The organism is Halobacterium sp. NMX12-1 (genome assembly GCF_040435975.1).
GTDB classification, from domain to species: domain Archaea; phylum Halobacteriota; class Halobacteria; order Halobacteriales; family Halobacteriaceae; genus Halobacterium; species Halobacterium hubeiense.
Genome location: NZ_CP159204.1, coordinates 765,095 through 785,337, shown reverse-complemented (window position 1 = coordinate 785,337; position 20,243 = coordinate 765,095). Strand labels below are relative to the sequence as shown.

At 70.1% G+C, this 20,243-nt stretch carries 23 protein-coding genes; 7 read left to right on the top strand and 16 right to left on the bottom strand.

The features are described 5' to 3' along the window. Positions 1-53 precede the first annotated feature (53 nt). Complete coding sequence (locus ABSL23_RS05600) at positions 54-794, bottom strand: hypothetical protein (RefSeq protein ID WP_353634995.1); 741 nt, start codon at positions 792-794, stop codon at positions 54-56. A gap of 164 nt (positions 795-958) precedes the next feature. On the opposite strand from ABSL23_RS05600, the gene ABSL23_RS05595 reads away from it, so the two are divergent. Beyond that, positions 959-1,132 (top strand): hypothetical protein, encoded by a 174-nt coding sequence (locus ABSL23_RS05595; protein WP_353634994.1) that lies wholly within the window; start codon positions 959-961, stop codon positions 1,130-1,132. Positions 1,133-1,917: 785 nt separating this feature from the next. On the opposite strand, the gene ABSL23_RS05590 is transcribed toward ABSL23_RS05595, so the two are convergent. Both ABSL23_RS05590 and ABSL23_RS05585 read right to left on the bottom strand, forming a co-directional pair. Continuing rightward, positions 1,918-2,649, bottom strand: coding sequence for a protein-L-isoaspartate O-methyltransferase (locus ABSL23_RS05590; RefSeq protein ID WP_353634993.1), 732 nt, complete (start codon positions 2,647-2,649; stop codon positions 1,918-1,920). 21 nt (positions 2,650-2,670) lie between these two features. Next, positions 2,671-3,582 carry a hypothetical protein gene (locus tag ABSL23_RS05585; RefSeq protein ID WP_353634992.1) on the bottom strand — a complete coding sequence of 304 codons (912 nt, stop codon included), beginning with the start codon at positions 3,580-3,582 and terminating at the stop codon, positions 2,671-2,673. 166 nt (positions 3,583-3,748) lie between these two features. Here ABSL23_RS05585 and ABSL23_RS05580 point away from each other — a divergent pair, with 166 nt between their 5' ends. Continuing rightward, positions 3,749-5,194 carry a hypothetical protein gene (locus tag ABSL23_RS05580; protein ID WP_353634991.1) on the top strand — a complete coding sequence of 482 codons (1,446 nt, stop codon included), beginning with the start codon at positions 3,749-3,751 and terminating at the stop codon, positions 5,192-5,194. Between the two features lie 117 nt (positions 5,195-5,311). Continuing rightward, positions 5,312-5,683, top strand: coding sequence for a NifU family protein (locus ABSL23_RS05575; protein ID WP_353634990.1), 372 nt, complete (start codon positions 5,312-5,314; stop codon positions 5,681-5,683). Here ABSL23_RS05575 and ABSL23_RS05570 read toward each other — a convergent pair. The 3 genes from ABSL23_RS05570 to ABSL23_RS05560 form a co-directional block, all read right to left on the bottom strand. Continuing rightward, a complete protein-coding gene (locus tag ABSL23_RS05570) occupies positions 5,680-7,104 on the bottom strand; it encodes a DUF402 domain-containing protein (RefSeq protein ID WP_353634989.1) in 1,425 nt (474 codons plus the stop codon). The two genes, ABSL23_RS05575 and ABSL23_RS05570, sit on opposite strands and share 4 nt — an antisense overlap. Further along, positions 7,101-7,493, bottom strand: coding sequence for a hypothetical protein (locus tag ABSL23_RS05565; protein WP_353634988.1), 393 nt, complete (start codon positions 7,491-7,493; stop codon positions 7,101-7,103). The genes ABSL23_RS05570 and ABSL23_RS05565 overlap by 4 nt, the downstream gene beginning before the upstream one ends. Before the next feature lie 90 nt (positions 7,494-7,583). Next, a complete protein-coding gene (locus tag ABSL23_RS05560) occupies positions 7,584-7,715 on the bottom strand; it encodes a hypothetical protein (RefSeq protein ID WP_353634987.1) in 132 nt (43 codons plus the stop codon). Positions 7,716-7,834: 119 nt separating this feature from the next. On the opposite strand from ABSL23_RS05560, the gene ABSL23_RS05555 reads away from it, so the two are divergent. After that, positions 7,835-8,914: a PrsW family glutamic-type intramembrane protease gene (locus tag ABSL23_RS05555; RefSeq protein ID WP_353634986.1), complete on the top strand. Its 1,080-nt coding sequence runs from the start codon at positions 7,835-7,837 to the stop codon at positions 8,912-8,914. Here the strand turns inward: ABSL23_RS05555 and ABSL23_RS05550 are convergent. After that, a complete protein-coding gene (locus tag ABSL23_RS05550) occupies positions 8,908-9,498 on the bottom strand; it encodes a riboflavin synthase (RefSeq protein WP_353634985.1) in 591 nt (196 codons plus the stop codon). The two genes, ABSL23_RS05555 and ABSL23_RS05550, sit on opposite strands and share 7 nt — an antisense overlap. A gap of 78 nt (positions 9,499-9,576) precedes the next feature. Here ABSL23_RS05550 and ABSL23_RS05545 point away from each other — a divergent pair, with 78 nt between their 5' ends. Then, positions 9,577-9,813 carry a hypothetical protein gene (locus ABSL23_RS05545; RefSeq protein WP_353634984.1) on the top strand — a complete coding sequence of 79 codons (237 nt, stop codon included), beginning with the start codon at positions 9,577-9,579 and terminating at the stop codon, positions 9,811-9,813. On the opposite strand, the gene ABSL23_RS05540 is transcribed toward ABSL23_RS05545, so the two are convergent. The 8 genes from ABSL23_RS05540 to ABSL23_RS05505 all read right to left on the bottom strand — a co-directional run bounded on the left by ABSL23_RS05540 (position 9,807) and on the right by ABSL23_RS05505 (position 17,427). Then, positions 9,807-10,832: a M24 family metallopeptidase gene (locus tag ABSL23_RS05540; RefSeq protein WP_353634983.1), complete on the bottom strand. Its 1,026-nt coding sequence runs from the start codon at positions 10,830-10,832 to the stop codon at positions 9,807-9,809. The genes ABSL23_RS05545 and ABSL23_RS05540 overlap by 7 nt on opposite strands. Beyond that, on the bottom strand, positions 10,833-12,662 hold the full coding sequence (locus ABSL23_RS05535; protein WP_353634982.1) for an ATP-dependent helicase: 1,830 nt from the start codon (positions 12,660-12,662) through the stop codon (positions 10,833-10,835). It abuts the gene before it with no gap. 66 nt (positions 12,663-12,728) lie between these two features. Further along, a complete protein-coding gene (locus ABSL23_RS05530) occupies positions 12,729-12,887 on the bottom strand; it encodes a hypothetical protein (protein ID WP_169793378.1) in 159 nt (52 codons plus the stop codon). A 61-nt stretch (positions 12,888-12,948) separates the two neighbouring features. Beyond that, positions 12,949-13,125: an HVO_0416 family zinc finger protein gene (locus ABSL23_RS05525; protein WP_353634981.1), complete on the bottom strand. Its 177-nt coding sequence runs from the start codon at positions 13,123-13,125 to the stop codon at positions 12,949-12,951. A gap of 63 nt (positions 13,126-13,188) precedes the next feature. After that, the gene (locus ABSL23_RS05520) at positions 13,189-14,229 is read right to left on the bottom strand and encodes a zinc-dependent alcohol dehydrogenase family protein (protein WP_353634980.1); all 1,041 of its coding nucleotides are present in this window, start codon (positions 14,227-14,229) and stop codon (positions 13,189-13,191) included. Positions 14,230-14,302: 73 nt separating this feature from the next. Beyond that, entirely contained in the window at positions 14,303-15,814 is a 1,512-nt protein-coding gene (locus tag ABSL23_RS05515; RefSeq protein ID WP_353634979.1) for a carboxypeptidase M32, read from the bottom strand. Positions 15,815-15,840: 26 nt separating this feature from the next. Next, positions 15,841-16,980, bottom strand: coding sequence for a M20/M25/M40 family metallo-hydrolase (locus ABSL23_RS05510; protein WP_353634978.1), 1,140 nt, complete (start codon positions 16,978-16,980; stop codon positions 15,841-15,843). Positions 16,981-17,034: 54 nt separating this feature from the next. Next, positions 17,035-17,427: a hypothetical protein gene (locus ABSL23_RS05505; protein WP_353634977.1), complete on the bottom strand. Its 393-nt coding sequence runs from the start codon at positions 17,425-17,427 to the stop codon at positions 17,035-17,037. 94 nt (positions 17,428-17,521) lie between these two features. Here ABSL23_RS05505 and ABSL23_RS05500 point away from each other — a divergent pair, with 94 nt between their 5' ends. Continuing rightward, positions 17,522-18,067 carry a hypothetical protein gene (locus ABSL23_RS05500; RefSeq protein WP_353634976.1) on the top strand — a complete coding sequence of 182 codons (546 nt, stop codon included), beginning with the start codon at positions 17,522-17,524 and terminating at the stop codon, positions 18,065-18,067. Between the two features lie 52 nt (positions 18,068-18,119). Beyond that, the gene (locus tag ABSL23_RS05495) at positions 18,120-19,964 is read left to right on the top strand and encodes a PINc/VapC family ATPase (protein WP_353634975.1); all 1,845 of its coding nucleotides are present in this window, start codon (positions 18,120-18,122) and stop codon (positions 19,962-19,964) included. A gap of 1 nt (position 19,965) precedes the next feature. Here ABSL23_RS05495 and ABSL23_RS05490 read toward each other — a convergent pair whose 3' ends face one another. Continuing rightward, entirely contained in the window at positions 19,966-20,235 is a 270-nt protein-coding gene (locus ABSL23_RS05490; RefSeq protein ID WP_058984599.1) for a winged helix-turn-helix domain-containing protein, read from the bottom strand. Between the last annotated feature and the right edge of the window lie 8 nt (positions 20,236-20,243).

The following is a 20,243-nucleotide window of genomic DNA, read 5'->3' as shown; positions in this document are numbered from 1 at the left end:
GCCGCAGATGATCGGAAGCCAAACTGCAACGGTGTCCGTTCGCGTGGGGGCTGCTACTGCTGGGGGTTCCTGCGAGTACGCGGCCGGATCAGATTCGCGAGCGAAACGAGCAGTGCGAGCGCCCAGCCGACGGGGACGGCAAACCCGAACCACATGCCGATGAAGGCGAGCCCTGCCAGTTCGAACTGTTGACGGATGGTCGTGCTGAGGCCGCCGATGACGACGTTGTTGAGGAGCCATTCGGCGAACAGCTCGCTCTCCGAGAGCAGGCCGGCGCCGATAGCTGGCGAGAACAGCGCGGCGGTGACCGGCGGGACGAAGATAGCTGCGACGGCGAACGGGTACGCGAAGACGAGCGTGAGGCGGCGCGACCCGTAGCGGGCGAACACCCAGCTGAGGCCGACCGACGCTGTCGCCACGACGCTTGCCGCGAGCACGGCGCGGAAGCCAGTTGTCGGGAGGCGGTCCCAGGCGAGCGCCGTGAGGCCACCCCAGAGGACGGCCATCGCAGCGATGATGACGAGGACGCCGAGGCCAGCTACGATGCGGTCGATTTGCCGGCCGACGTAGCGCGTCCAGAAGCCGAGCGCAGCGAACGGATAAACGACACCGATGAGGACGACCCCCAGAATGCTCCATGCCCAGAACGCAAGTTTCGCTCCGGGCGATCCAGGGTGCCACCGGTCTTGAACCGAGTACTCATCGGTCTGCCGAGAGAACACGATGGTACGCCAAGCGCTCAGCAGCCGCCTGAGGTCGATCTTGGCGCCGGCAAGGAGATCACGCACGCCCATTATCTCCTCCATCCAGCGGCTCACTCATAAGGACTGCGAGGACCGCGCCGGCGGGGCGCGACTCACTCGAGGTACACTTCCCACAACCTACGATACGTCGAACTGTCGGATTCATAGGGTCAAAATTCCCCACATTTATTTTGACAGCCGCTAATCTGTAATTGATGCCCTCCTGGAACAATCGCCTCGCCCTCGCAGTCGCCGCCGGAGTGGTGAACACGGCGCTCCTCCACTGGTGGGCCACGTTCGTGTTAGGCGCGAGCGGCCCCGGTCCCCGCACCACCCTCGCCACCCAGATTGGAGCGTGGACGTTCTGGGTGACATCCTCCGCGCCGTGAACGGCGCGGCTTCCCTGCACAGAGGGAACCCGGCCCGGTGCCGGTCGGTTTCAGGACTGGCTCTCCCGAGGTCGGCGGGGCGGGTTTCGGCCCTCGCTCGGGAGCGTCCTGTGGCCCTGTCACGGGGGCTCCCATCCGCCACCGAGTCATTGCCCCGCGGTTTCTCAACGCGGCTCTCTCCGTGGCGGTCGTGGCTCGTGGCACAGCCACCGGCGCGGTTCACACCTTCTCGGGGGCAACCCATCACCCGGGCTTCCCGCGCACCGCAGACATGGGTGGAATGCGGCCCGACTCCCGCCGTCGCACGCGGCGGGAGTCGGCGGAACCCGTGTGTCAACCATCGACACGGTCGATACTAAGCGTTGGGGTTCCTGCCGAGGAGACTCCGGTCGTCTGTGCCACGGAGCTTACGCGATTCACGCCCGCCGTAAACGGCAGGATTCTCTCACTGAATCAAGATAGCCGGGACGTTCCTGCTCGGAGCCATCCCGGTCTACCTCTACTTCGAGTACGACGCCGCCACCGCGCCGCTGCTGACGCTACTGCTGACCGGGTACTGTCTCGCGGACAGACTCCCCGGCGGCTCGATGGAGGACTTTACCTCGCTCTACTTCGGCGTCTGGCCGGTCTTCCTCGTCGTCATCGGCGCCATCGCCGCCGTCGAACACTACGTCCGAGGACAGTAACACAACCCAGAATCCCACGCGCGAACGCACGTCACGACACCGCGGTTCGACCACCGAGGGTCAGTCCCACCTGAGCGAAGAACTCGCACCGGCGACCAGTTACTCCCAGTCGATCCAGTCCTGCTCCCAGCCCTTCCGGGACTGGGCTTCCTTGGCCGCGCGCTCGCGGTCCTCGCGGACGGTCCGGTTCTGTTCGAGGGCGCTGGCCTGCTCGCCGTCGACGAGCAGCGGCGCGAACGCCACCGGCCCGTGGACGGAGGCGGTCTCCCGGTCCTCGATGGCGACGAGGCGCTGGTCGGTCGTCCCCTCGGGATAGACGAGCCGCCCGCCGTCCGCGAGCTGGTCGAGCAGCGCCGCTGGCGGGTCGACGGCCGCCGCTTCCACGAGCACGCGGTCGAACGGCGCGTACTCGGGGAACCCGCGCGCGCCGTCCCGGCAGTCCACGAGCACGTCGCCGTAGCCCGCGTCAGCGAGGTTCGAGCGCGCGTCGTAGACGACCTGCCGGTCGATGTCGACGGCGTGGACGCGCTCGGCGCCGACGATTTCCGCGAGCACGGCCGCCGTGTAGCCGACGCCCGCGCCGACGACGAGCACGTCGTCGTCCTCGGCGGGCGCGAGCGCGTCCACCAGCCGGCCCACGGTCGAGGGCGCGAGCACGCGCGTGCCGCGGTGTTCCAGCGACTGGTCGGTGTACGCGCGCCGGCCCTCCTCGACGAACTCGTGGCGGGGTACCTCGCGCATCGCTCGCGCGGTCGACTGCGCCTGGACGGCGGCCTTCGTGTCGTGCGCGAGGCTGTCGACCATCTCCGCCCGGAACGCCGCGAACTCCATACCCCGGATTCGCCGCCCAGCCTATTCAGTTGCGCGCCTGCGCCCGGTGACGAACCGGTAGTCGGTGCCGGGCACGTCGCCCGCGCGAACGTCCGCGAACCCGGCGTCCGCGAACCACTCGCCGACCGCGCCCTCCTCGTAGCACGCCCCCTGCTCGGTCGTCGCGAGCAGTTCGGCGGCGACCGCCGCGTCCGGCGTGCCGTCGCGGAACGCGTCGACGTGGATCGCGAGCCCGTCGGCTGCCGTGGCGTCGCTGGCCGCCGAGAGCAGCCGGCGATTGTCGTCCGGGCCGTACTCGCGGGCGACGCCAGCGTGGAAGACGACGTCGAACTCGCCGTCGACGCCCTCCAGCGGGTCGCCCGCGACGAGGTCGACGCGCTCGCGCTCCAGCAGCGGGTCCACGGCGTCCACGACCGCCTGCGTGTCGAGCAGCGTCGCGTCGAACCCGCGGCGCGCGAACTCGACGGCGTGCTGGCCGGGGCCGTCCGCGACCACGAGCACGTCCTCGGCGCCGGGATGCTCTCGGACGGCCGCGGTGACGGCCGCGCGGACGCTGGCGTCGTCTTCGGCGGCGCGCGCACCGAGCCGGTTCCGCGTCCAGTCGCCCGTTCGCTCCGGGACTTCGCCGGTCCGCATCGTCTCCGGGAGGGCGACCAGCGCCTCCACGGTGTCCAGTTCGTGGGGGAGCCGGCCGATGGAGCGCACGTCGGTCTTCGTGACGAACCCCAGCATCCGGTTCGTCGGCTCCACGCCCGCCTCGACTTCCTCCAGGAGGCCCATGTCCAACAGGGCGTCCACGGTCACGCGCGCGGCGCGCTCGGTGACGCCCGCCTCGCGCGCCACGTCGTCGACTGTGTACGCGTTCGAGACGAGCGCGTCCAGCACGCCCGTCTCCCGGGCCGCCCGCAGCAGCAACAGCTCGCGGTAATCCATACGCGATGGCTCGGCGTCCGCGCGGATAAATTCGGTTGCCAGCGACTCGCCCCGAACACCGAGTGGACTGGCGGGGGCGCACCGCCGACGGAGCGCGAGCGCGGCGAGAACTCACGCCGAGCAAATCCCCGCAGGACTTTTCCACGCAACCGGCGGAGGGAGCGGTATGCGACGACGAGACGTGCTCCGCGCGAGTGCCGCTGCCGCCGCCCTCCCGTTCGCCGCGACGACCGCCAGCGCCCGGCAGTCGGCGTTCGAGCCGCTGGGCGTCCTCGACCTCGACGGCACCAAGGAGGTCGTGGTCGGCGACGCCGGCGAGACGGCGTACGTGGCGACAACCGACGGCATCGCGACCGTCGACATCTCTAATCCTGCCGACCCCCGGCTGCTCGTCCGCGTGGCGCCGCTACTGGCCGACCGCGAGAACGGGCCGATGCGGATGGTCTACGACGTGAAACTCGACGGGGAGACGCTCATCGCGGTGGGGCCGGCGAACCCGACGCGGGGCGAGACCGTGCAGGGCGTCGTCGTCTTCGACGTCAGCGACCCCGCCAACCCCGAGCAGACGGGGTTCCACGAGACCGACTTCGCGGTTCACAACGCCTACCTGCAGGACGGCGTGGCGTACCTCACGGCGTACAACGGCGCGAAGAACCCCGTCGTGATGGTCGACGTCTCGGGGGACACCGCCGAGGAGGTCGGGCGGTGGTCGAGCGTCGACCACGACGAGCGCTTGCAGAACGTCTACGCGGGACTGCGCTCGTGCCACGACGTCTACGTCCACGAGGACACGCTGTACGTCGCGCACTGGGACGCGGGGACGTGGCTGGTGGACGTCAGCGACCCCGCCGACCCCGAGTACGTCAACCACTTCGGGCACTACAGCGTCGAGGAGCTACAGGAGATTCCGGCCGGCGAGGCGGGCGCCGAGAGCCTCTCCGTCCCCGGAAACTCCCACTACGTCGCCGTGAACGAGGACGCGTCCGTGCTCGCGTCGGGCGCGGAGGCGTGGGACGTCGACACCAGCGACGGCGACCCCGCGCAGGGCGGCATCGACCTCTGGGACGTCAGCGACCCGCAGAACCCCGAGAAACTGTCGTTCATCGCGCCGCCACCGACGCCGGACGGCACGCAGAACGGCACGTGGACGACCAGCCACAACTTCGAGTTCCGCGGCGACCGCCTCTACACGTCGTGGTACCAGGGCGGCGTGAAGATGCACGACGTCAGCGACCCCGCCAACCCCGAGGAGTTGGCGTGGTGGCGACAGCCCGACGAGGCGCGGTTCTGGACGGCGCGGTACGCCACCGAGGACGCGTTCGTCGCGGGGGACATGGGCGGGCAGACGTACGACGCGGGCGTTTACACGTTCCCGAACCGCGCGGGCGAGCAGCCCGACCCGCCCGAACTCCAGACGACGGCGGTCGCGACGAGCACGGCGACGGAGACCACGGCCGCCGAAACCGCGGCCACTGCAACGACGACGGCGACCGAGGCCAGCGACGAGTCCGGCGGTAGCGAATCCGGCGGCGGCGTCCCCGGGTTCGGCGCGCTCGCCGCGCTCGCGGGCGCGTCGGCGGCCGCGCTGGCGGCGTGGCGGCGGGGCGACTGAGGCGTGCGCGGCGAGCAGTAGGCGCCCGTGTTCCAGTCGAAACGGTGGCGTTGGACACGAACGATGCCTAGCGTTTCAACCGAAACTACATCAACCGCGGCCGCCCAAAGCGTAGGCATGAGCGAGACAGCGGGAGCGGGGAGCTTCCACGAGCGCGTCGAGACGTGGCTCACCGCCCAGATGCCCATCATCCGGAGCCACGGGGGCACCAGCGCCGTCCGGAAGGCCGACCCCGCGGACGGCGAGGTCGTCGTCGAACTCGGGGGCGCGTGTTCGGGCTGCGGCATCAGCCCGCGGACTGCCCAGCGCATCAAGATGGACCTCGCCGCGGAGTTCGACGAGGTCGAGGACGTTGTCGTCCGGTTCACGGACGGCGACGGCGGCGGCTGGGGCGGCGACCAGCCCGAGAGCTACATGGGCGTCGACCGCAACGAGGGCGGCCGCGGCGGCCGCGGCGAGGGCAGCCCGGACTCCGACTCGCACTTCTAGTCGTCGCTGACGGCTGACCGGACGCGTTCGGCGACCGACAGCGCCTTCTCCGAGAGTTCCTCGCTGACTAAGCCGGCGTCCACGCACTCCTGTAGTTCGTCCTCGTCGACGACTTCGACCGTGCCGTCGGCGTGTTTCACGACGTCGACGTGGAGGTCGACGTAGCGCACCGCGTCCGGGAACACCTCGACGGGCGTGGAGACGTTCAGGTACGTCCCCTTGACGTGGCCGTCCGTCCCCTTGTAGACGGTCGGATACCACCAGTTCCCCTCGGTGAACCGCGTGGTGGCGACGTCGCCCGCCTCGCGCGGGATGCCGAGCGCGTCGTAGGCGCCGCCCGGGCTCATCTCGCGGCGGACGGTGACGCGGCCGGCGTCCCGGTCGCGGTCCGTGACCTCGCCGCGCCCGATAGTGATGAGGCGGCCGTCGGGCTTGCCGTGCTCGATGGCGACGAGGTCGCCCTCGGTCGGCCCGAACTGGTCGGTAACCGCCCCGAACGGGAAGCCGTCCGTGCTCGCGCCGAGCGCCTCCGCGAAGTCGACGGCGCCGCTGGCGGCCTCGCTGCCGGCCTTGATGCGGTGGTGACCGTCCATCGTCCCCGTGACCGCGCGGCGCGCGTCGTCGAGCGCGAACCGGGAGTCCCGGCCGAACCACGTCCAGACAGTGCGCTCGGGCGCCGCGACCCGGTAGGGCGCAGTGTCGCTGGGCGCGGGCGCGTCCGCAATCGCTTCCTCCAGGCGGTTCGCCAGCGAGACGAGGTCGTCGAGCGCGTCGCCGAGCGCGTCCATGCTCGCGCCGTCCGCGGCGTAGTGCCACTGGACGCCCCACTGGTCGGGGACCTCGGGCGTGAGCAGTTCCGTCGTCCGCGCGAGCTCGTGGTTCCGCGAGCCGTCGGGCGTCCCGGCGACGAGCGCGTCCACGCCGCGTTCGAGGCTCGCGAGCCCGCCGATGGCGCGCAGGTCCGTGCCGACGACCGGGCGGTCGTCGAGCCACCACGGGTTCGGGTCGTGGACCTGCACGCGCACGTGGTCGCCCTCCTCGACGTGCTGGTCGGCGGCGTCGAACGGCAGGTAGCCCTCGTGGTCGTCCGCGAGCGCGACCACCGCGCCGCCGCGGACGGTGCGCTCGACGACGGCGTTGAAGACGGCGCCGCGGGCCGCGCGGTCCGGCCAGACGAACGCGTCGATGCCCGTGTCACCGACCACGTCCAGCACGTCGTCGGCGTGTTCGGGCTGCCCGGAGACGCCGACGCCCTGCCGGTCGGGCGTCATCCAGACGTCGACGTCGTACGGCTCGGTGTCGAAGTCGGCGTCGAAGCGCTCGCGAATCGGCGGCGACGCGTCCACCACGTCGAAGCCGGCGTCCAGCAGCCGGCGGGTGAGCGCGGTGCTGTAGATGCCGCGGACGCGAACCCGGGTCATTCGAGGCGGCTCCGGTCGCCGGCGAAGCGCACGCGGGCGTCGACGGTCGGCCCGAGCGTCAACTCCACCACGGTCGGCTCGCCCGCGGCTTCCTCCAGCACGCGCGCGCCCTCGACGTACGCGCCCCACGTCTCGAAGCGCACGAACCCGCGGACGTCCTCGCTGTGCGTGAACAGGTCCACGTAGTCGAAGTCGTGTTCGGGGAACTCGGAGCGCGAGTGCGTCAACTCCATGTCCGAGTAGACGACGTCGCGGCCGTCGAAGAACGACTCCACGCGGCGAGCGTCCTCGCGGGCCTGCGCAGCCACGTCGTCCTCGATGTCGGCGATGTCGTCCTGCGAGAGGCCGGCGTCCCGGAGCGCCGCCCGGGTCCGCTGGTCGAAGAGCATACCCCTCTTTCGGCGCGCGGGGTTTTCAGCGTTGTCGCATCGAGTAGCGCTGTCGCTGCCGGCCGTCGAACCCGTAAAACGAGTGCGGCGTCAGTCGTCGGCGGCGGCGGGCGTCGGCTCGGCGGTCGCGTCGGGCTCCTCGGCTTCGGCGTCGTCTCGTCGGTTCGACTCGGGCGTCGGGGGCGCGGAGTAGAGCAGGCCGCGACTGGGACTGTGTGGCATACACACGGGGAGCGCGGACGCACGCATAAGATTGCCCCTTAAGGAGGTAGGTACAATGGAAGGAGCGGGTCGCGGCGCCGCGAACACACTCAAGAAGGAGGGGGAGAAACGACGCCACTATGTCGGCCGAACGGGACCCAGTCCAGCGCGCGAGCGGGGGCGACGAGGACCTCTACGACGTGGCGACGTGGGAGCCGCGCACGGCGCTGGACCGCCTCTCGTCGTGGCTGTACGGCAGCATCGTGACGAGCGCGCGGGCGGGCGTGGTCGTGCTCGCGGTGCTCATCGTCCTCGCGCAGTTCGCGGCGGCGCTCGGGCTGGTGTTCGTCGACCGGCCGGTCGTCGCGCTCTACGTGCTGTTGTCGGTGGTGCCCGCGCTCGGGATGGCGGCGTTCGTCTGGAAGGCGGACGCGACCAAGCGGGAGCCGCTGGAACTGCTCGTGGTGACGTTCGCGTTCGGGTTCCTGTTCGCGGGGTTCGCCGCCGTCCTCAACACGGTCTTCTCGGGGCTGTTCCTCGGGTCGGTGACCGCGGACGCGCCGCTGTGGATTACGGTGCTGGCGCCCGCGCTCTACTACTTCCTGATTGTCGGTCCCGTCGAGGAGACCGTGAAGTGGCTCGCGATTCGGCTGTACGCGTTCCGCAGCGACCGCTTCGACGCGGTCGTCGACGGCGCGGTGTACGGCGCGGTCGCCGGCCTCGGGTTCGCCACCATCGAGAACGCCATCTACATCGGCCGCGAGGTGGTGCTGGCCGCCGGCGCCGCGGGCAGCACCGCGGCCATCGACGTCGGCCTCCAGACCGCGGCGGTGCGCACGCTCGCCGGCCCCGGCCACGTCATCTACTCGGCGTTCGCGGGCTACTACCTGGGGCTCGCGAAGTTCAACCCCGACGACGCCGGCCCCATCGTCGTGAAGGGGCTGGTCATCGCCGCGGTCATCCACGCGACGTACAACACGGTCGTGACGAACCTCGGCGTGCTGACGGACACGCTCGGCGTCGCGCCCGGCCTCGCGTTCATCGGGTTCGTCGTCGTCTACGACGGCGCGCTGTTCTACGTCCTCTACCGGAAGCTCGTCGCCTACCGCGCGGCCTACGAGCGCACGGGCGCTGGCCGCCTCGACGAGGCCGCCAGCCGCAGTGAGGAGGACGCGACGTACCTCGTCAGTGACCTCGACGCGGGCGACGACCGTCAGTAGGTGTCGAGGCGTTCGACGTACTTCGCGACGACGTCGACTTCGACGTTCACGCGGTCGCCGGGCGACCGCTCGGAGAGCGTCGTGAGGTCGTCGGTCGTCGGCACCACCGCGACCGAGAACGTCCCGTTCTCGTCGTCCACGTCGGCGACGGTGAGGCTGATGCCGTCGAGCGTAATCGAGCCCTTCTGCGCGACGTACTGCTCGTGGCCCTCGGGGAGCGCGAACGTGTACGTCCAGTCCTCGCCGACCTCCTCGACGGCGACGACTTCGGTGGTCGTGTCGACGTGCCCCTGCACGATGTGGCCGTCGAGGCGCCCCTCAGCGGGGAGCGCGCGTTCGAGGTTGACCGCGTCGCCCTCGCGGACCGAATCCAGCGTGGTCGCTTCGAGCGTCTCCGTGGCGGTGAACGCAGTGAACCAGTCGTCCCCGAACTCCTCGACGGTGAGGCAGACGCCGCCGACGCTGACGCTGTCGCCGTGGCCGAACCCAGTCAGGTCGTCGGTCGCAATGCGGATGCGGCGGCCGTCGGGCTCGTCGACGACCGACTCGACAGTGCCGGTCTCCTCGATGATGCCGGTGAACACGCTAACAGATTCGTTATCCGTAACGAAAACGCTGTGGTTTCGGACGGGCTTATGTGGCCCGAGCGCCCACGGACGGGTATGCGACTCCTCGACGCCGTCTCGCTGGCCGTCGCGGTGGCGTTCGCCGCGCCAGCCGCGCTGTTCGGCGTCGAAACGCTGCTCGCGGGCGACGCGACGGGCTGGGTGTTCCTCGGGTTCGCCGCGGGCATCATCGCCTTCGAGCAGTACGTGACGATGCCGACGGACGTCCCGATTCTCGCCGTGCAGAAGGCCACGGACGCCGTCGTCGAAGAGCCCGACGACGAGAATCAGTAGTCGGGCTTCGGGACGACCGACCGCGGGAACTCCCCGATTCGCTCGACACCGTCCTCGGTAGCAACGGCGAGGTCCGCGACCCACACCGTCTTCTCGGCGTCCAGCTCCGCGCGCACCGCCAGCGCCGCGCCCGGCTCGATAGCGTCGTCGCCGGCGGGAAGCTCGCGGCGTTCGAGCCCGACGCCGTGAACAGTTCCGGTGCCGGCGGTCGGGGGGAAGCCGTACGAACCGAGTTCCGCCGTGACCTCGTCGGCAGCGGCGTCGACGGTCGTCTCGCCGACGTCCACGATGTCGATGCCGGCGTCGACGGCGTACTGGCCGGCGAGCGTCGCGCGGCGCTCCCAGCCGCCGTCGCTGTCCGCGACGAACGTGCGCGCGAGCCAGCCGTAGTAGCCGTCGACTCGTGGAGTGACGCGAATCGGGACTGGGTCGCTGGCGGCAATCGCTCCCTCCGCGGCGACGACGGTTTCGGGGTCGGCGCCGGCCTGCGCCATCGCCGCGTTCGCGGCGCGGCGCACGCGCTCGGCGGTCACGTCGCCCGCGTCGTCTGCGAGCGGGTCGTCAGCGGCGTTGGCGAGGAGGGCGGCGGCAGCCGCCATCCCGTCCTCGGCAGCGGCCTGGGCGTCGCGGAGCGCCGCGAGTTCGCTGTCGGTCTTCCGCTCGCGGGCGCGCAGGTGGGCGTCTGTCGAGGAGACGTCGACGCCGGCGTTGTCGAGGTAGAGCGCGGCGTCGTGCGGGAGCGTCCGCGGCGCGAGCACCGCGTCGCCGACGAGGCCGGGGAGGCGCTCGGCGGGCGTCGCTGCGGGGTCGAGGACCCGCGCGTCGTCGTGGACGGAGACGTAGTCGGGGAGCGGGCGCTCGGGGACGACGGCGACGCGGCCGGCGTAGACGACGGCCGCGCGACACGGGAGGGCGGCGCCGCTCAGGGCGCGAACGAGCGGGTCGCCGGCCGGCCCGACGAAAACGAAGGCGTCAGCGCCCGCGTCGGCGAGCGCGCTGTCCAGCACCGCGGGCCGCATTCACGGGAGGTGGACGGGAGTGTCGGCTTCCAGCGCCTCGTCGAGGGTCTGCCCGGTCTGCTCGCCGTACAGCAACACGTCGATGGGGAGCGTCGGGGCGCCGTTGATGAGGTTCTGGAGGAGCACGAGGCGCTCGCGCGCACGGCTCATGCCGACGTAGAACACGCGGCGCTCGTTGTCCGTCAGAATCGGGACGGGGCTCGTCTTCGAGGTGAACTCCACGCCCTCCGGGATGTCCTCGGGGTCGGCGGTCGCCGCCATCTGCTCGACGACCTTCTCGGTGAGGTCCGTGGAGACGAAGACGTGGTCGGCCTCGCGGCCCTTCGCGGAGTGGATGGTGCCGACGCGCACGCGGTCCGGGTCCATGCCGCGGTAGTCGCCCTGGAAGTACGCGTCGATGCTGCGGCGCTGGTAGCGCGTGACCTTCCGGAGCATGTCCGCGGCGGCCGAGGGGCCGGGCACGAACGGCACGTAGTCGCGGATGAACTCCGCGGTGAACGTGAGTTCGGTGAGGTCGGTGTCCTCGCCCTGCGCCTCGTCGATGGCCTCCCGGAGGTCGTTGCGCTCGCGGGTGCCGAACGCCGAGTCCTGGAGCATGTCCATCAGGCGGCGGGCCTGCAGGCCGTCGATGGGGTCGTCGTTCTCCAGCGCCTCGACGGCGGAGATGTACTGCTGGAGGCGGTCCGTCCAGAGGCGCTGGTCGGTCAGCGCCTTGAACGGGATGCCCTCGCCGATGAACTCGTCGACGAAGTCGAACAGCTGGTAGCGCGCGCGGAACAGCACCATCACGGTCTCGTCGTCGGAGCCCTCGATGGTGCGGCGGACGTTCCGCACGAGGTCCAGCATCGACGGGCTCTCGACGGCCTCGACGCTCCCGCCCTCCTTGCGGGGTTCGAGGTCCTTCTCCTGTCGCGTGTCGATGTGGCTGATCTCCTGCTGGACGACCTTCAGCACTTCAGAGGGCAGTCGATAGGAGTTCGGCAGCACGACGTCGTCGGTGACCTTCGTGTTCAGGAGGAGTTCGGGGTCGGCGCCCTGCCACGCGTAGACGACCTGGTCGTCGTCGCCCGCGATGAGCACGCGCTCCATGTGCGGGCGCCACTCCTCGTAGACGTCGTACTGGAGGCTGGTGATGTCCTGGAACTCGTCGATGACGAGGTAGTCGACGTCCGGGAGCAGCGAGCGCTGCTGGACGCGTTCGAGCATGTCCGCGAAGCCGACGAGCTCGTTCTCGCCCTTGTACGCGCGCCACGCCCGAATCGCCTCGGGGATGTCGTAGCGCTCGTCGCTGGACGGCCACGTCGGCGTGTACTTGTTGCCGACCTGCGCGTTCTCGTCGATTTCCGGGGGCAGTCGCACTTCCTCGTCGTTCCAGCGGAACGGGACGTCGTACCAGTCGGCGACGTCGCGGCTGGTCCGCTGGAGCCACTGGGAGGTCGCGATGACCTTGTTCCCGAGCGTGGTCGAGCGCGCGGTGCGCCGCGACCCCGAGGAGTACTCGTCCTCGAAGGGGATGCCGTACTCCTCGCAGAACTCCTCTTTGTCGTCCTCGCCGACGACGTCGCCGCGGGACAGCCCGAGCAGCTCGTAGGCTTTCGCGTGCATCGTGGCGACGTTCCCGCGCAGCGAGCGCGGGTTGACGTCGAGTCGCTCGGCGAGCCGTTCGCGGACCTCGGCCGCTGCGGCACGCGTGTACGAGACGACGAGGATGTCGCGTACGTCCACGTCGTCGTCTTCGAGAATTTCCTCGACGTGGTCGAGGAGCGCGGTCGTCTTCCCGCTCCCCGGACCACCGAACAGCCGCGTGACTTCCGGCTCCGAGTCCGTCATTAGACAACTAGAGGAACCGAGACGGTATAAACCGCTTGAAATTCTCCGCTACGCAGACAGGAAGGGCTACGTCCGCCGCGTAGACCTCGCCTCCCGGACTTCCGCGCCGTCGCGAATCTTGTCCTCGCAGTTGGGACACACGCGCGGGGCGCCCTGTTCGTTCGGCGTGAACACTCTCGCGTACGCGTCGGTCACGAACGACCCACAGTTCTGGCACTCCGGCATAACTTCACGCCAACCTTTCTCGGGGTTCGTCTTATGCGTGCTGGCCGTCGAACGAACCGCGTCAGGCGGGCGACCACCCGCACACCGCGCAGGTTCGCGCGTTGCCGTCGTGGAGCCCACCGCACTCCGGACACTGCTTCTTGTTGTAGCTCTCTTCCCACGTCTGCGTCTCGTGGCCGCGGTCTTCGAGGAACTCGTCCAGAAGCGAGTCGTCGTCCGGGGTCGATGCGCTCGACATGATACGTGGTACGCTATGCCATACCACTACTTGAAACTATCGAGGTGACAGCCCGATTGAACGTCAGGGCTTCACGAGCACTTTGATGGCCTCGCGCTCGTCCATCGCGCGGTAGCCCTCGTCGACATCCTCGAGGCCGACGGTCTTCGTGAAGATGGGCGACGGGTCCAGCGTCCCCTGCAGCACGTCGTCCATCAGCTCCTCGGCGTACGCGCGGACCGGCGCGACGCCGCCGTTCAGCGTGATGTTCTCGCTGAACATCGTGAACACGTCCAAGCCCTCCTCGGTGACGCCGTACGGGACGCCGACGTAGCCGACCGTCCCGCCAGGCCGTGCGATAGCGATGGCCGTATCCATCGCGGACGCCGCGCCGACGCACTCCATGACGTGGTTCGCGCCGCCGTGCGTGAGTTCCCTCGCGCGCTCGATGGCCTCGTCGCCCCGCGCGGCGATGGTGTCGGTCGCGCCGAACTCCTCGGCGAGTTCGAGGCGCTCCTCGTGGTGGCCCATCGCGATGACGCGCTCGGCGCCGAGGCGCTGGGCGGCGAGCACGCCGCAGAGCCCGACCGCGCCGTCCCCGATGACGACGGCGGTGTCGCCCTCGCCGACGCCCGCGCTGACCGCGGCGTGGTGGCCCGTCCCCATCACGTCCGTCAGCGGCAGCAGCGATTCGAGCGTGTCCTCGTCGTCGGCGTAGCGGTCGGGCACCCGGACGAGCGTGCCGTCCGCGTGCGGGCACTTCACGTACTCGCCCTGCCCGCCGCCGTTCTCGCCGCTCCACGACTCCTCGGCCACGCAGGACGTGTACAGGCCCTTCCGGCAGAACTCACACTCCCCGCAGGAGATGGCGAACGGCGCGAGCACGCGGTCGCCGGGCTCGACGGAGGTCACGTCGTCGCCGACTTCCTCGACGATGCCCATCGGCTCGTGGCCGACGCGCGACCCCTCCTCGCGGTCGCTCTCCCCCCGGTAGAACCAGAGGTCCGACCCGCAGACCGCGGTGTGCGTGACGCGGATGACCGCGTCCTCGGGCGATTCGACTTCCGGTTTCGGGACGTCCTCGACGGTGATCTCGCCGGGACCCTGATAGGTTGCTGCGCGCATACGCTCACTGCGTCCGCAGCGCGGAAAAAGCCACCCGGCCGGCGACGGTCTCGCCGGAATCAGGCGAGCGACCTCAGAGGTCGTAGAGGTCGGCGTACTTCTCGGTGACGTAGTCCACGAAGTGGTCGGCGTTGTACGCCTCGCCGGTGGCTTCCTCGACGAGTTCGGGCGTGGTGTAGCGCGCGCCGTGCTGGTGGACGTTCTCTTCGAGCCAGTCCGCGATGACGTCGAAGTTGCCGTTGCGGACCTTCTCGTCCACGTCGCCGACGTCGTCCTCGAGGGCGTCGTAGATCTGGGCGGCGAGCACGCTCCCCAGCGAGTACGTCGGGAAGTAGCCGAAGGAGCCGTGGCTCCAGTGGATGTCCTGCAGGCAGCCCTCCGCGTCAGTCTCGGGGCGGACGCCGAGATACTCCTCGTACTTGTCGTTCCAGCGCTCGGGCACGTCCTCGACGTCGAGGCCGCCCTCGATGAGCTCGCGCTCGATTTCGAAGCGCACGATGATGTGCATGTGGTAGGTGAGCTCGTCCGCCTCCACGCGAATCAGGTTGTCCTCGTACACCTCGTTGGCGGCCTCGTAAGCCTCCTCGGGGGTGGCGTCCTCGATTTGCGGGAAGCGCTCTTTCATCGCGGGCAGGAACTTCTCCCAGAAGACGCGGGAGCGCCCGACGTGGTTCTCCCAGAGGCGGCTCTGGGACTCGTGGACGGTGAGGTCGCGGGACTCGCCGAGCGGGTTCCCGTACTGCTCGCGGGGCAGGCCGAGCGTGTACCGGGCGTGCCCGAACTCGTGAATCGTGCTCATCAAGGCGTCCACGGGGTCGTCCTCGCTGAAGCGCGTCGTGACGCGCGCGTCGAACTGGTTCCCGGTGGAGAACGGGTGGGGCGCGGTGTCGATGCGGCCGTGCTCGAAGTCGTAGCCGAGCGTGTCCAGCACGTCCCGCGCCAGCTCCTCCTGCGTGTCCACGTCGAAGTCGCCCTCGAAGGGGTCAGCGAGCTCCACGTCGCTGGCGCGGACGTCCTCGATGAGCGGCACGAGCTCCTCGCGGAGCCGTTCGAGCACGCGCTCGGCGGTGTCCAGTGAGAGGTGCGGCTCGTAGTCGGCGAACAGCACCTCGTAGGCGGGCTTGTCGGGGTCGATGTGCTCGGCGTACTCCTTCTTCAGCTCGATGAGGTCCTCCAGAACCGGCGCGAACACGGAGAAGTCGTCTTCTTCCTTGGCTTCCTTCCACTTCGGGAGCGCCTCGGAGGTCGTCTCCGAAATCTCGGCGACGAGGTCGCTGGGCACGCGGTCGGCGCGCTCGTACTCGCGTCGAATCTCGCGGACGACCGCTTCCTGCTCGTCGGTGAGGTCCGCGTCGTCGAGTTCGTCCAGCCACTCCCCGACCTTGTCCTCGGTGAGGAGGTCGTGGGACAGCGAGGAGAGCGCGGACTTCTGCTTCGAGCGAGCGGGCGTGCCGCCCTCCGGCATCATCACTTCCTGGTCCCACTGGAGGATGCTGCCGGCGGCGTTGACGTTCGAAATCTGCTCGTAGTGGTCGAGGAGCGCCTCGTACGCGTCCGGGGTCTCCTCGGAGGCCTGCGTCGACATACCCTAGGCGTGCGCGGCGCGGCCTATCAGGATTGCCCTCCCGGAACTCGTTCTGCCGCGGCCGCGTACACCCGTCGACACCGCGCGAGCGCGTCCAGCGAGACGCTCTCGTCGGCCGTGTGCGCCTCCCCCTGTTCGGCCGGCCCGCAGACCAGACACGTCGTCCCCGCCGCCGCGAGCCAGCCCGCGTCCGTCGCGTGGGGCTTAGCGACGTGTTCGCCGGCGCCGTCCTGCACGTCCCGCGCGGCGTCGAGCACGCTATCGGCGAACTCGGCGTCGTCGCAGGCCATCGGCGGGAGGTCCTGCTCCACCGTCCACGAGACGCCCGCCACGTCCTCGACGGCGCCGACGTCCGCGCGCTCGCCGGGGACGGTGCGCTCGTCGACCGTGACCTCACAGGTTTCGGGAATCACGTTCCACGCCGTCCCGCCCTCGATTTCCGTGACCGCGACGCTCCCCGTGAGATGCTGCCCGAGCACGTCGGCCTCGGGCGCGTCGAGGTCGCGGAGCACGTCCACCGCGTCGCAGGCACGGTAGACCGCGTTCTCTCCCGATTCGACCTCGCTGGCGTGCGCGGCCTCGCCGTCGGCGGTGACGGTGCTGGCGCGCCGGCCCTTGTGCGCGACGGCGACGTCCACGACGCCCGACTCGGAGTATCCGGTCGAGCCCTCGCCGACGACGGCGTAGTCGGGCGCGAACCCCGCGTCGATGGCGTGCTGGGCGCCCACGCCGCCCAGCTCCTCGCCGGCGAACGACGCGAACGCCAGCGGGCCGTCCGGCTCGGCGTCCCGGAACGCCAGCAGCATCGCGGCGACCGCACCCTTCATGTCGGCCGTCCCGCGCCCGTAGAGACGGCCGTCCTCTTCGTAGACGACGTAGTCGCCAACGGCGGTTTCACCGCCTCCGTCTCGTTGCGACTCCGTCGCAACGCTGTCCTCCGTCTGTGATTCGTCCGGCGGCACGACGTCGTGGTGGCCGACGAGCGCGAGACTGTCGCCGTCGGCGTCGGCGTTGCGCCACGCGATGACGTTCCCGGCGTCGTCCCGGGTCACGTCGGCGTCGGTGTGCTCGTGGAGCCACGACGCGACGGCGTCGCCGGCGGCAGTCTCGTCGTCGTGGCTCGGAATCGAGACGAGGCGTTCGGTGAGGTCGCGGAGTTCGGACACACCGGAGCGTCGTGCGGCGACGCCTTAGTTTACCCGTCGGCAGGCTCGCGACCGTTACACGGCGTCCTCGAAGTCCAGTTCGACGACGCCCCCGTCGCGGATGGACACGACGAGCGCGTCGAAGCCGTCTCGGCCCGTCACCGACCGGGAGTCGCGGGCTGCGCCGCCTTCTTCGACGTCGGCGGCGAGCGTGTATTCGGTCGCGTAGAACAGCCCGGGTCCGGGGAACTCCACGTCGAAGCGGTCGACCTCGTCGGCTTCGACCGTCACCGTTCGGTCGACGAGCGTCTCCCCGTTCGCTCCCGCCACGACGTCCACGGTCCACGCGCGGTCCGTGCCGTTCTGGACGTCGAGTACGCGGGGGCGCTCGAACGGCACGTCGAAGCAGCCGGCGGTCGCCGCGAGAACGGCGACCCCGCCGGCTCGGAGGGCGTCGCGGCGTCGCATCGACGCCACAGACGACCGGCTGCCCCGTAAAGATGCGGGCGGCAGCGGGTCGCCGCGAGTGGTTATTTGGGCCGGCGGGACGAACGGCCCGACGATGAACGCTCGCGCGCTCCTGCTCGGCCGGGACCGGGCGGCGTCGCTCGACCGCCTGCGGAGCGCGGCGGTCGCGGCGGCGGCGCTCGCGGCCGCGACGTGGCTGTGGTGGACGGCCACGTCGGCGGCGAGCGGTGTGCTCGCGGCGAACACGCCCGCAACGATGGCGACCGTGCTGGAACTCCAGTTCCTCTGGGCGTACGGCGTCCTCGGGGCGGCGCTTGCGGCGACGGCGCTGGTGGCCTACGAGCGCGGCGGGCTGGCGGTCGCCGTCGGCGTCGGCGCGCTCGCGGTGGCGGGGTACTCGCTCGGCGCGACGCTGGCGGGCGTCCCGCACGGCTCCGTGAGAGTGAGCGTCGAGTACGGCCTGTGGCTGGGCGCGCTCGGGTTCCTCGCGGGGCGAGCCGCCGCGGCGGCGACGGGCAGGAGCGCGCGAGCAATAGCCGTCGCTCGCAGTCGGGCGGCGGTCGCGCTCGCCGCCGGATTCGTCGCCGCGGCCGTCGCTTGCATCGCGTTCGTCTGGGGCGTCCGCGGCGCCGTGCTGTGAACGCCACCGGTCACACGCCTTATCAACCCGGCGACGCGTATTCCGAGCCAACATGAACATCGTGCCCGACACGAGCGTCGTCGTCGACGGCCGCATCTCCAAGCGGGTCGAGGACGGCGAGTACGAAGGCGACACCGTCTACATTCCGGAGGCGGTCGTCGGCGAGGTCGAAGCGCAGGCGAACAGCGGCCGACAGACAGGGTGGGACGCCCTCGAGGAGCTCCAGCGGCTCGTCGAACTCGCGGACGACGGCAAAATCAGCATCAAGTACGTCGGCGAGCGCGCCGGCGAGGAGGACATCCAGCGCGCGGCGGCGGGCGCCATCGACGCCATCATCCGCGACGTGGCGATGGACCACGACGCGCGCCTGCTCACCAGCGACATCGTGCAGGCCGAAGTCGCGAAGGGGAAGGGCATCGACGTGGAGTACCTCGAACCGCTCGAACGCGAGCTCGGCGAGCTCGGCCTGGAGCAGTACTTCGACGAGGTCACGATGAGCGTCTACCTGAAGGAGGGGATGGTGCCGATGGTCAAGCGCGGCGAGGTCGGCGACATCCAGTACCAGCCCGCGGGCGACGAGGAGATCGACCGCGAGACCATCGAGGAGTACGCCAACGAAGTGGTGACGACCGCGAAGCGCGCCGACGACGCGTTCGTCGAGCTCTCCGAGGAGGGGATGACCATCGCGCAGGTGCGGGACATGCGCATCGCCGTCTCGCGGCCGCCGTTCTCGGAGGCCGTCGAAATCACGGCCGTCCGGCCCATCGTGAAGACGACGATGGAGGACTACGAGCACGCCGACGAGCTCCGCGAGCGGCTGCTGGAGCGGGACCGCGGCGTGCTCATCGCGGGCGCGCCGGGCGCCGGGAAGTCGACGTTCGCGCAGGCGGTCGCGGAGTTCCTCTCCGAGCACGACAACGTCGTGAAGACGATGGAGAAACCGCGCGACCTGCAGGTCGGCAAGGAGGTCACCCAGTACACGGAGCTGGGCGGCGAGATGTCCAAGACCGCTGACTCCCTGCTGATGGTGCGGCCGGACTACACCATCTACGACGAGGTGCGGAAGACCGACGACTTCGAGGTGTTCGCGGACATGCGGCTGGCGGGCGTCGGGATGGTCGGCGTCGTGCACGCCACCCGGCCCATCGACGCGCTCCAGCGGCTCGTCGGCCGCGTCGAGCTCGGGATGATTCCCCAAATCGTGGACACGGTCGTCTACATCGAGGAGGGCGACGTGGAGACCGTCTACGACGTGACGACCGAGGTGAAGGTGCCCGAGGGCCTGATGGAGGAGGACCTCGCGCGCCCGGTCATCCAGGTCAAGGACTTCGCGACCGGGACGCCCGCCTACGAGATTTACACGTTCAACCGGCAAGTCGTCACGGTCCCCCTCGAGGAGACCGACGAGGCCCCGGAGTCGGGCGTGGACAAGCTCGCGAAGCAGGAGGTCGAACGCGAGATTCAGGCCGCGACCCGCGGCCCCGTGGAGGTGGACATCCGCGGCCCGAACGAGGCCGTGGTGTACGTCTCCGAGGACGAGATCAGCCACGTCATCGGGAAGGGCGGCGGCCGCATCTCGGACATCGAGGAGCGCCTCGGCATCAACATCGACGTGCGCACGCTCGACGAGCGCACCACCGAGACCGCGGGCGGCGGCGGCGCGACGACGGCCGGCCAGGTCGTGACCCCGGAGGTCACGTCCCGGCACATCATCCTCCCGCTGTCGGGCGACCGCGCGGGCGAGACCGTCGAAGTGCAGGCGGACGGCGAGTACCTGTTCACGGCGACGGTCGGCCGCGGCGGCGACATCCAGGTCTCTCGGGGGTCGGCTATCGCGGAGGAACTGGAGCGCGCCATCGACCGCGAGCGCACGATTACGGTCGTGCCGAACGAGTGAGTTAGGCGGCTTCGGCGTCGGCGGACGCGTCCTCGCTTTCCTTCTCGCGGGTCAGCTGGTAGAGGCTCTGGCGGGCGTCGGCGAAGTAGATGTCCTCGTCGACGACGCCGCGGTCTTCGAGCCGTTCGAGCGCGTACCGGACGGTGCGCGCCGACAGCATGGTTTCCTCGACGATTCGCTTCTGGGTGAGGGGGCCGTCGTACTCGAGCACCTTGTAGACGAGCTTGGCGCTCGGCGGGAGGTCCTCCAGCACACTGTCGTCTTCAGCCATCGTTACGT

Coding starts and splice junctions, on each gene's coding strand:
- ABSL23_RS05600 (WP_353634995.1), bottom strand. CDS start 794: ATGGGCGTGCGTGATCTCCTTGCCGGCGCCAAGATCGACCTCAGGCGG.
- ABSL23_RS05595 (WP_353634994.1), top strand. CDS start 959: ATGCCCTCCTGGAACAATCGCCTCGCCCTCGCAGTCGCCGCCGGAGTG.
- ABSL23_RS05590 (WP_353634993.1), bottom strand. CDS start 2,649: ATGGAGTTCGCGGCGTTCCGGGCGGAGATGGTCGACAGCCTCGCGCAC.
- ABSL23_RS05585 (WP_353634992.1), bottom strand. CDS start 3,582: ATGGATTACCGCGAGCTGTTGCTGCTGCGGGCGGCCCGGGAGACGGGC.
- ABSL23_RS05580 (WP_353634991.1), top strand. CDS start 3,749: ATGCGACGACGAGACGTGCTCCGCGCGAGTGCCGCTGCCGCCGCCCTC.
- ABSL23_RS05575 (WP_353634990.1), top strand. CDS start 5,312: ATGAGCGAGACAGCGGGAGCGGGGAGCTTCCACGAGCGCGTCGAGACG.
- ABSL23_RS05570 (WP_353634989.1), bottom strand. CDS start 7,104: ATGACCCGGGTTCGCGTCCGCGGCATCTACAGCACCGCGCTCACCCGC.
- ABSL23_RS05565 (WP_353634988.1), bottom strand. CDS start 7,493: ATGCTCTTCGACCAGCGGACCCGGGCGGCGCTCCGGGACGCCGGCCTC.
- ABSL23_RS05560 (WP_353634987.1), bottom strand. CDS start 7,715: ATGCCACACAGTCCCAGTCGCGGCCTGCTCTACTCCGCGCCCCCGACG.
- ABSL23_RS05555 (WP_353634986.1), top strand. CDS start 7,835: ATGTCGGCCGAACGGGACCCAGTCCAGCGCGCGAGCGGGGGCGACGAG.
- ABSL23_RS05545 (WP_353634984.1), top strand. CDS start 9,577: ATGCGACTCCTCGACGCCGTCTCGCTGGCCGTCGCGGTGGCGTTCGCC.
- ABSL23_RS05540 (WP_353634983.1), bottom strand. CDS start 10,832: ATGCGGCCCGCGGTGCTGGACAGCGCGCTCGCCGACGCGGGCGCTGAC.
- ABSL23_RS05535 (WP_353634982.1), bottom strand. CDS start 12,662: ATGACGGACTCGGAGCCGGAAGTCACGCGGCTGTTCGGTGGTCCGGGG.
- ABSL23_RS05530 (WP_169793378.1), bottom strand. CDS start 12,887: ATGCCGGAGTGCCAGAACTGTGGGTCGTTCGTGACCGACGCGTACGCG.
- ABSL23_RS05525 (WP_353634981.1), bottom strand. CDS start 13,125: ATGTCGAGCGCATCGACCCCGGACGACGACTCGCTTCTGGACGAGTTC.
- ABSL23_RS05520 (WP_353634980.1), bottom strand. CDS start 14,229: ATGCGCGCAGCAACCTATCAGGGTCCCGGCGAGATCACCGTCGAGGAC.
- ABSL23_RS05515 (WP_353634979.1), bottom strand. CDS start 15,814: ATGTCGACGCAGGCCTCCGAGGAGACCCCGGACGCGTACGAGGCGCTC.
- ABSL23_RS05505 (WP_353634977.1), bottom strand. CDS start 17,427: ATGCGACGCCGCGACGCCCTCCGAGCCGGCGGGGTCGCCGTTCTCGCG.
- ABSL23_RS05500 (WP_353634976.1), top strand. CDS start 17,522: ATGAACGCTCGCGCGCTCCTGCTCGGCCGGGACCGGGCGGCGTCGCTC.
- ABSL23_RS05495 (WP_353634975.1), top strand. CDS start 18,120: ATGAACATCGTGCCCGACACGAGCGTCGTCGTCGACGGCCGCATCTCC.
- ABSL23_RS05490 (WP_058984599.1), bottom strand. CDS start 20,235: ATGGCTGAAGACGACAGTGTGCTGGAGGACCTCCCGCCGAGCGCCAAG.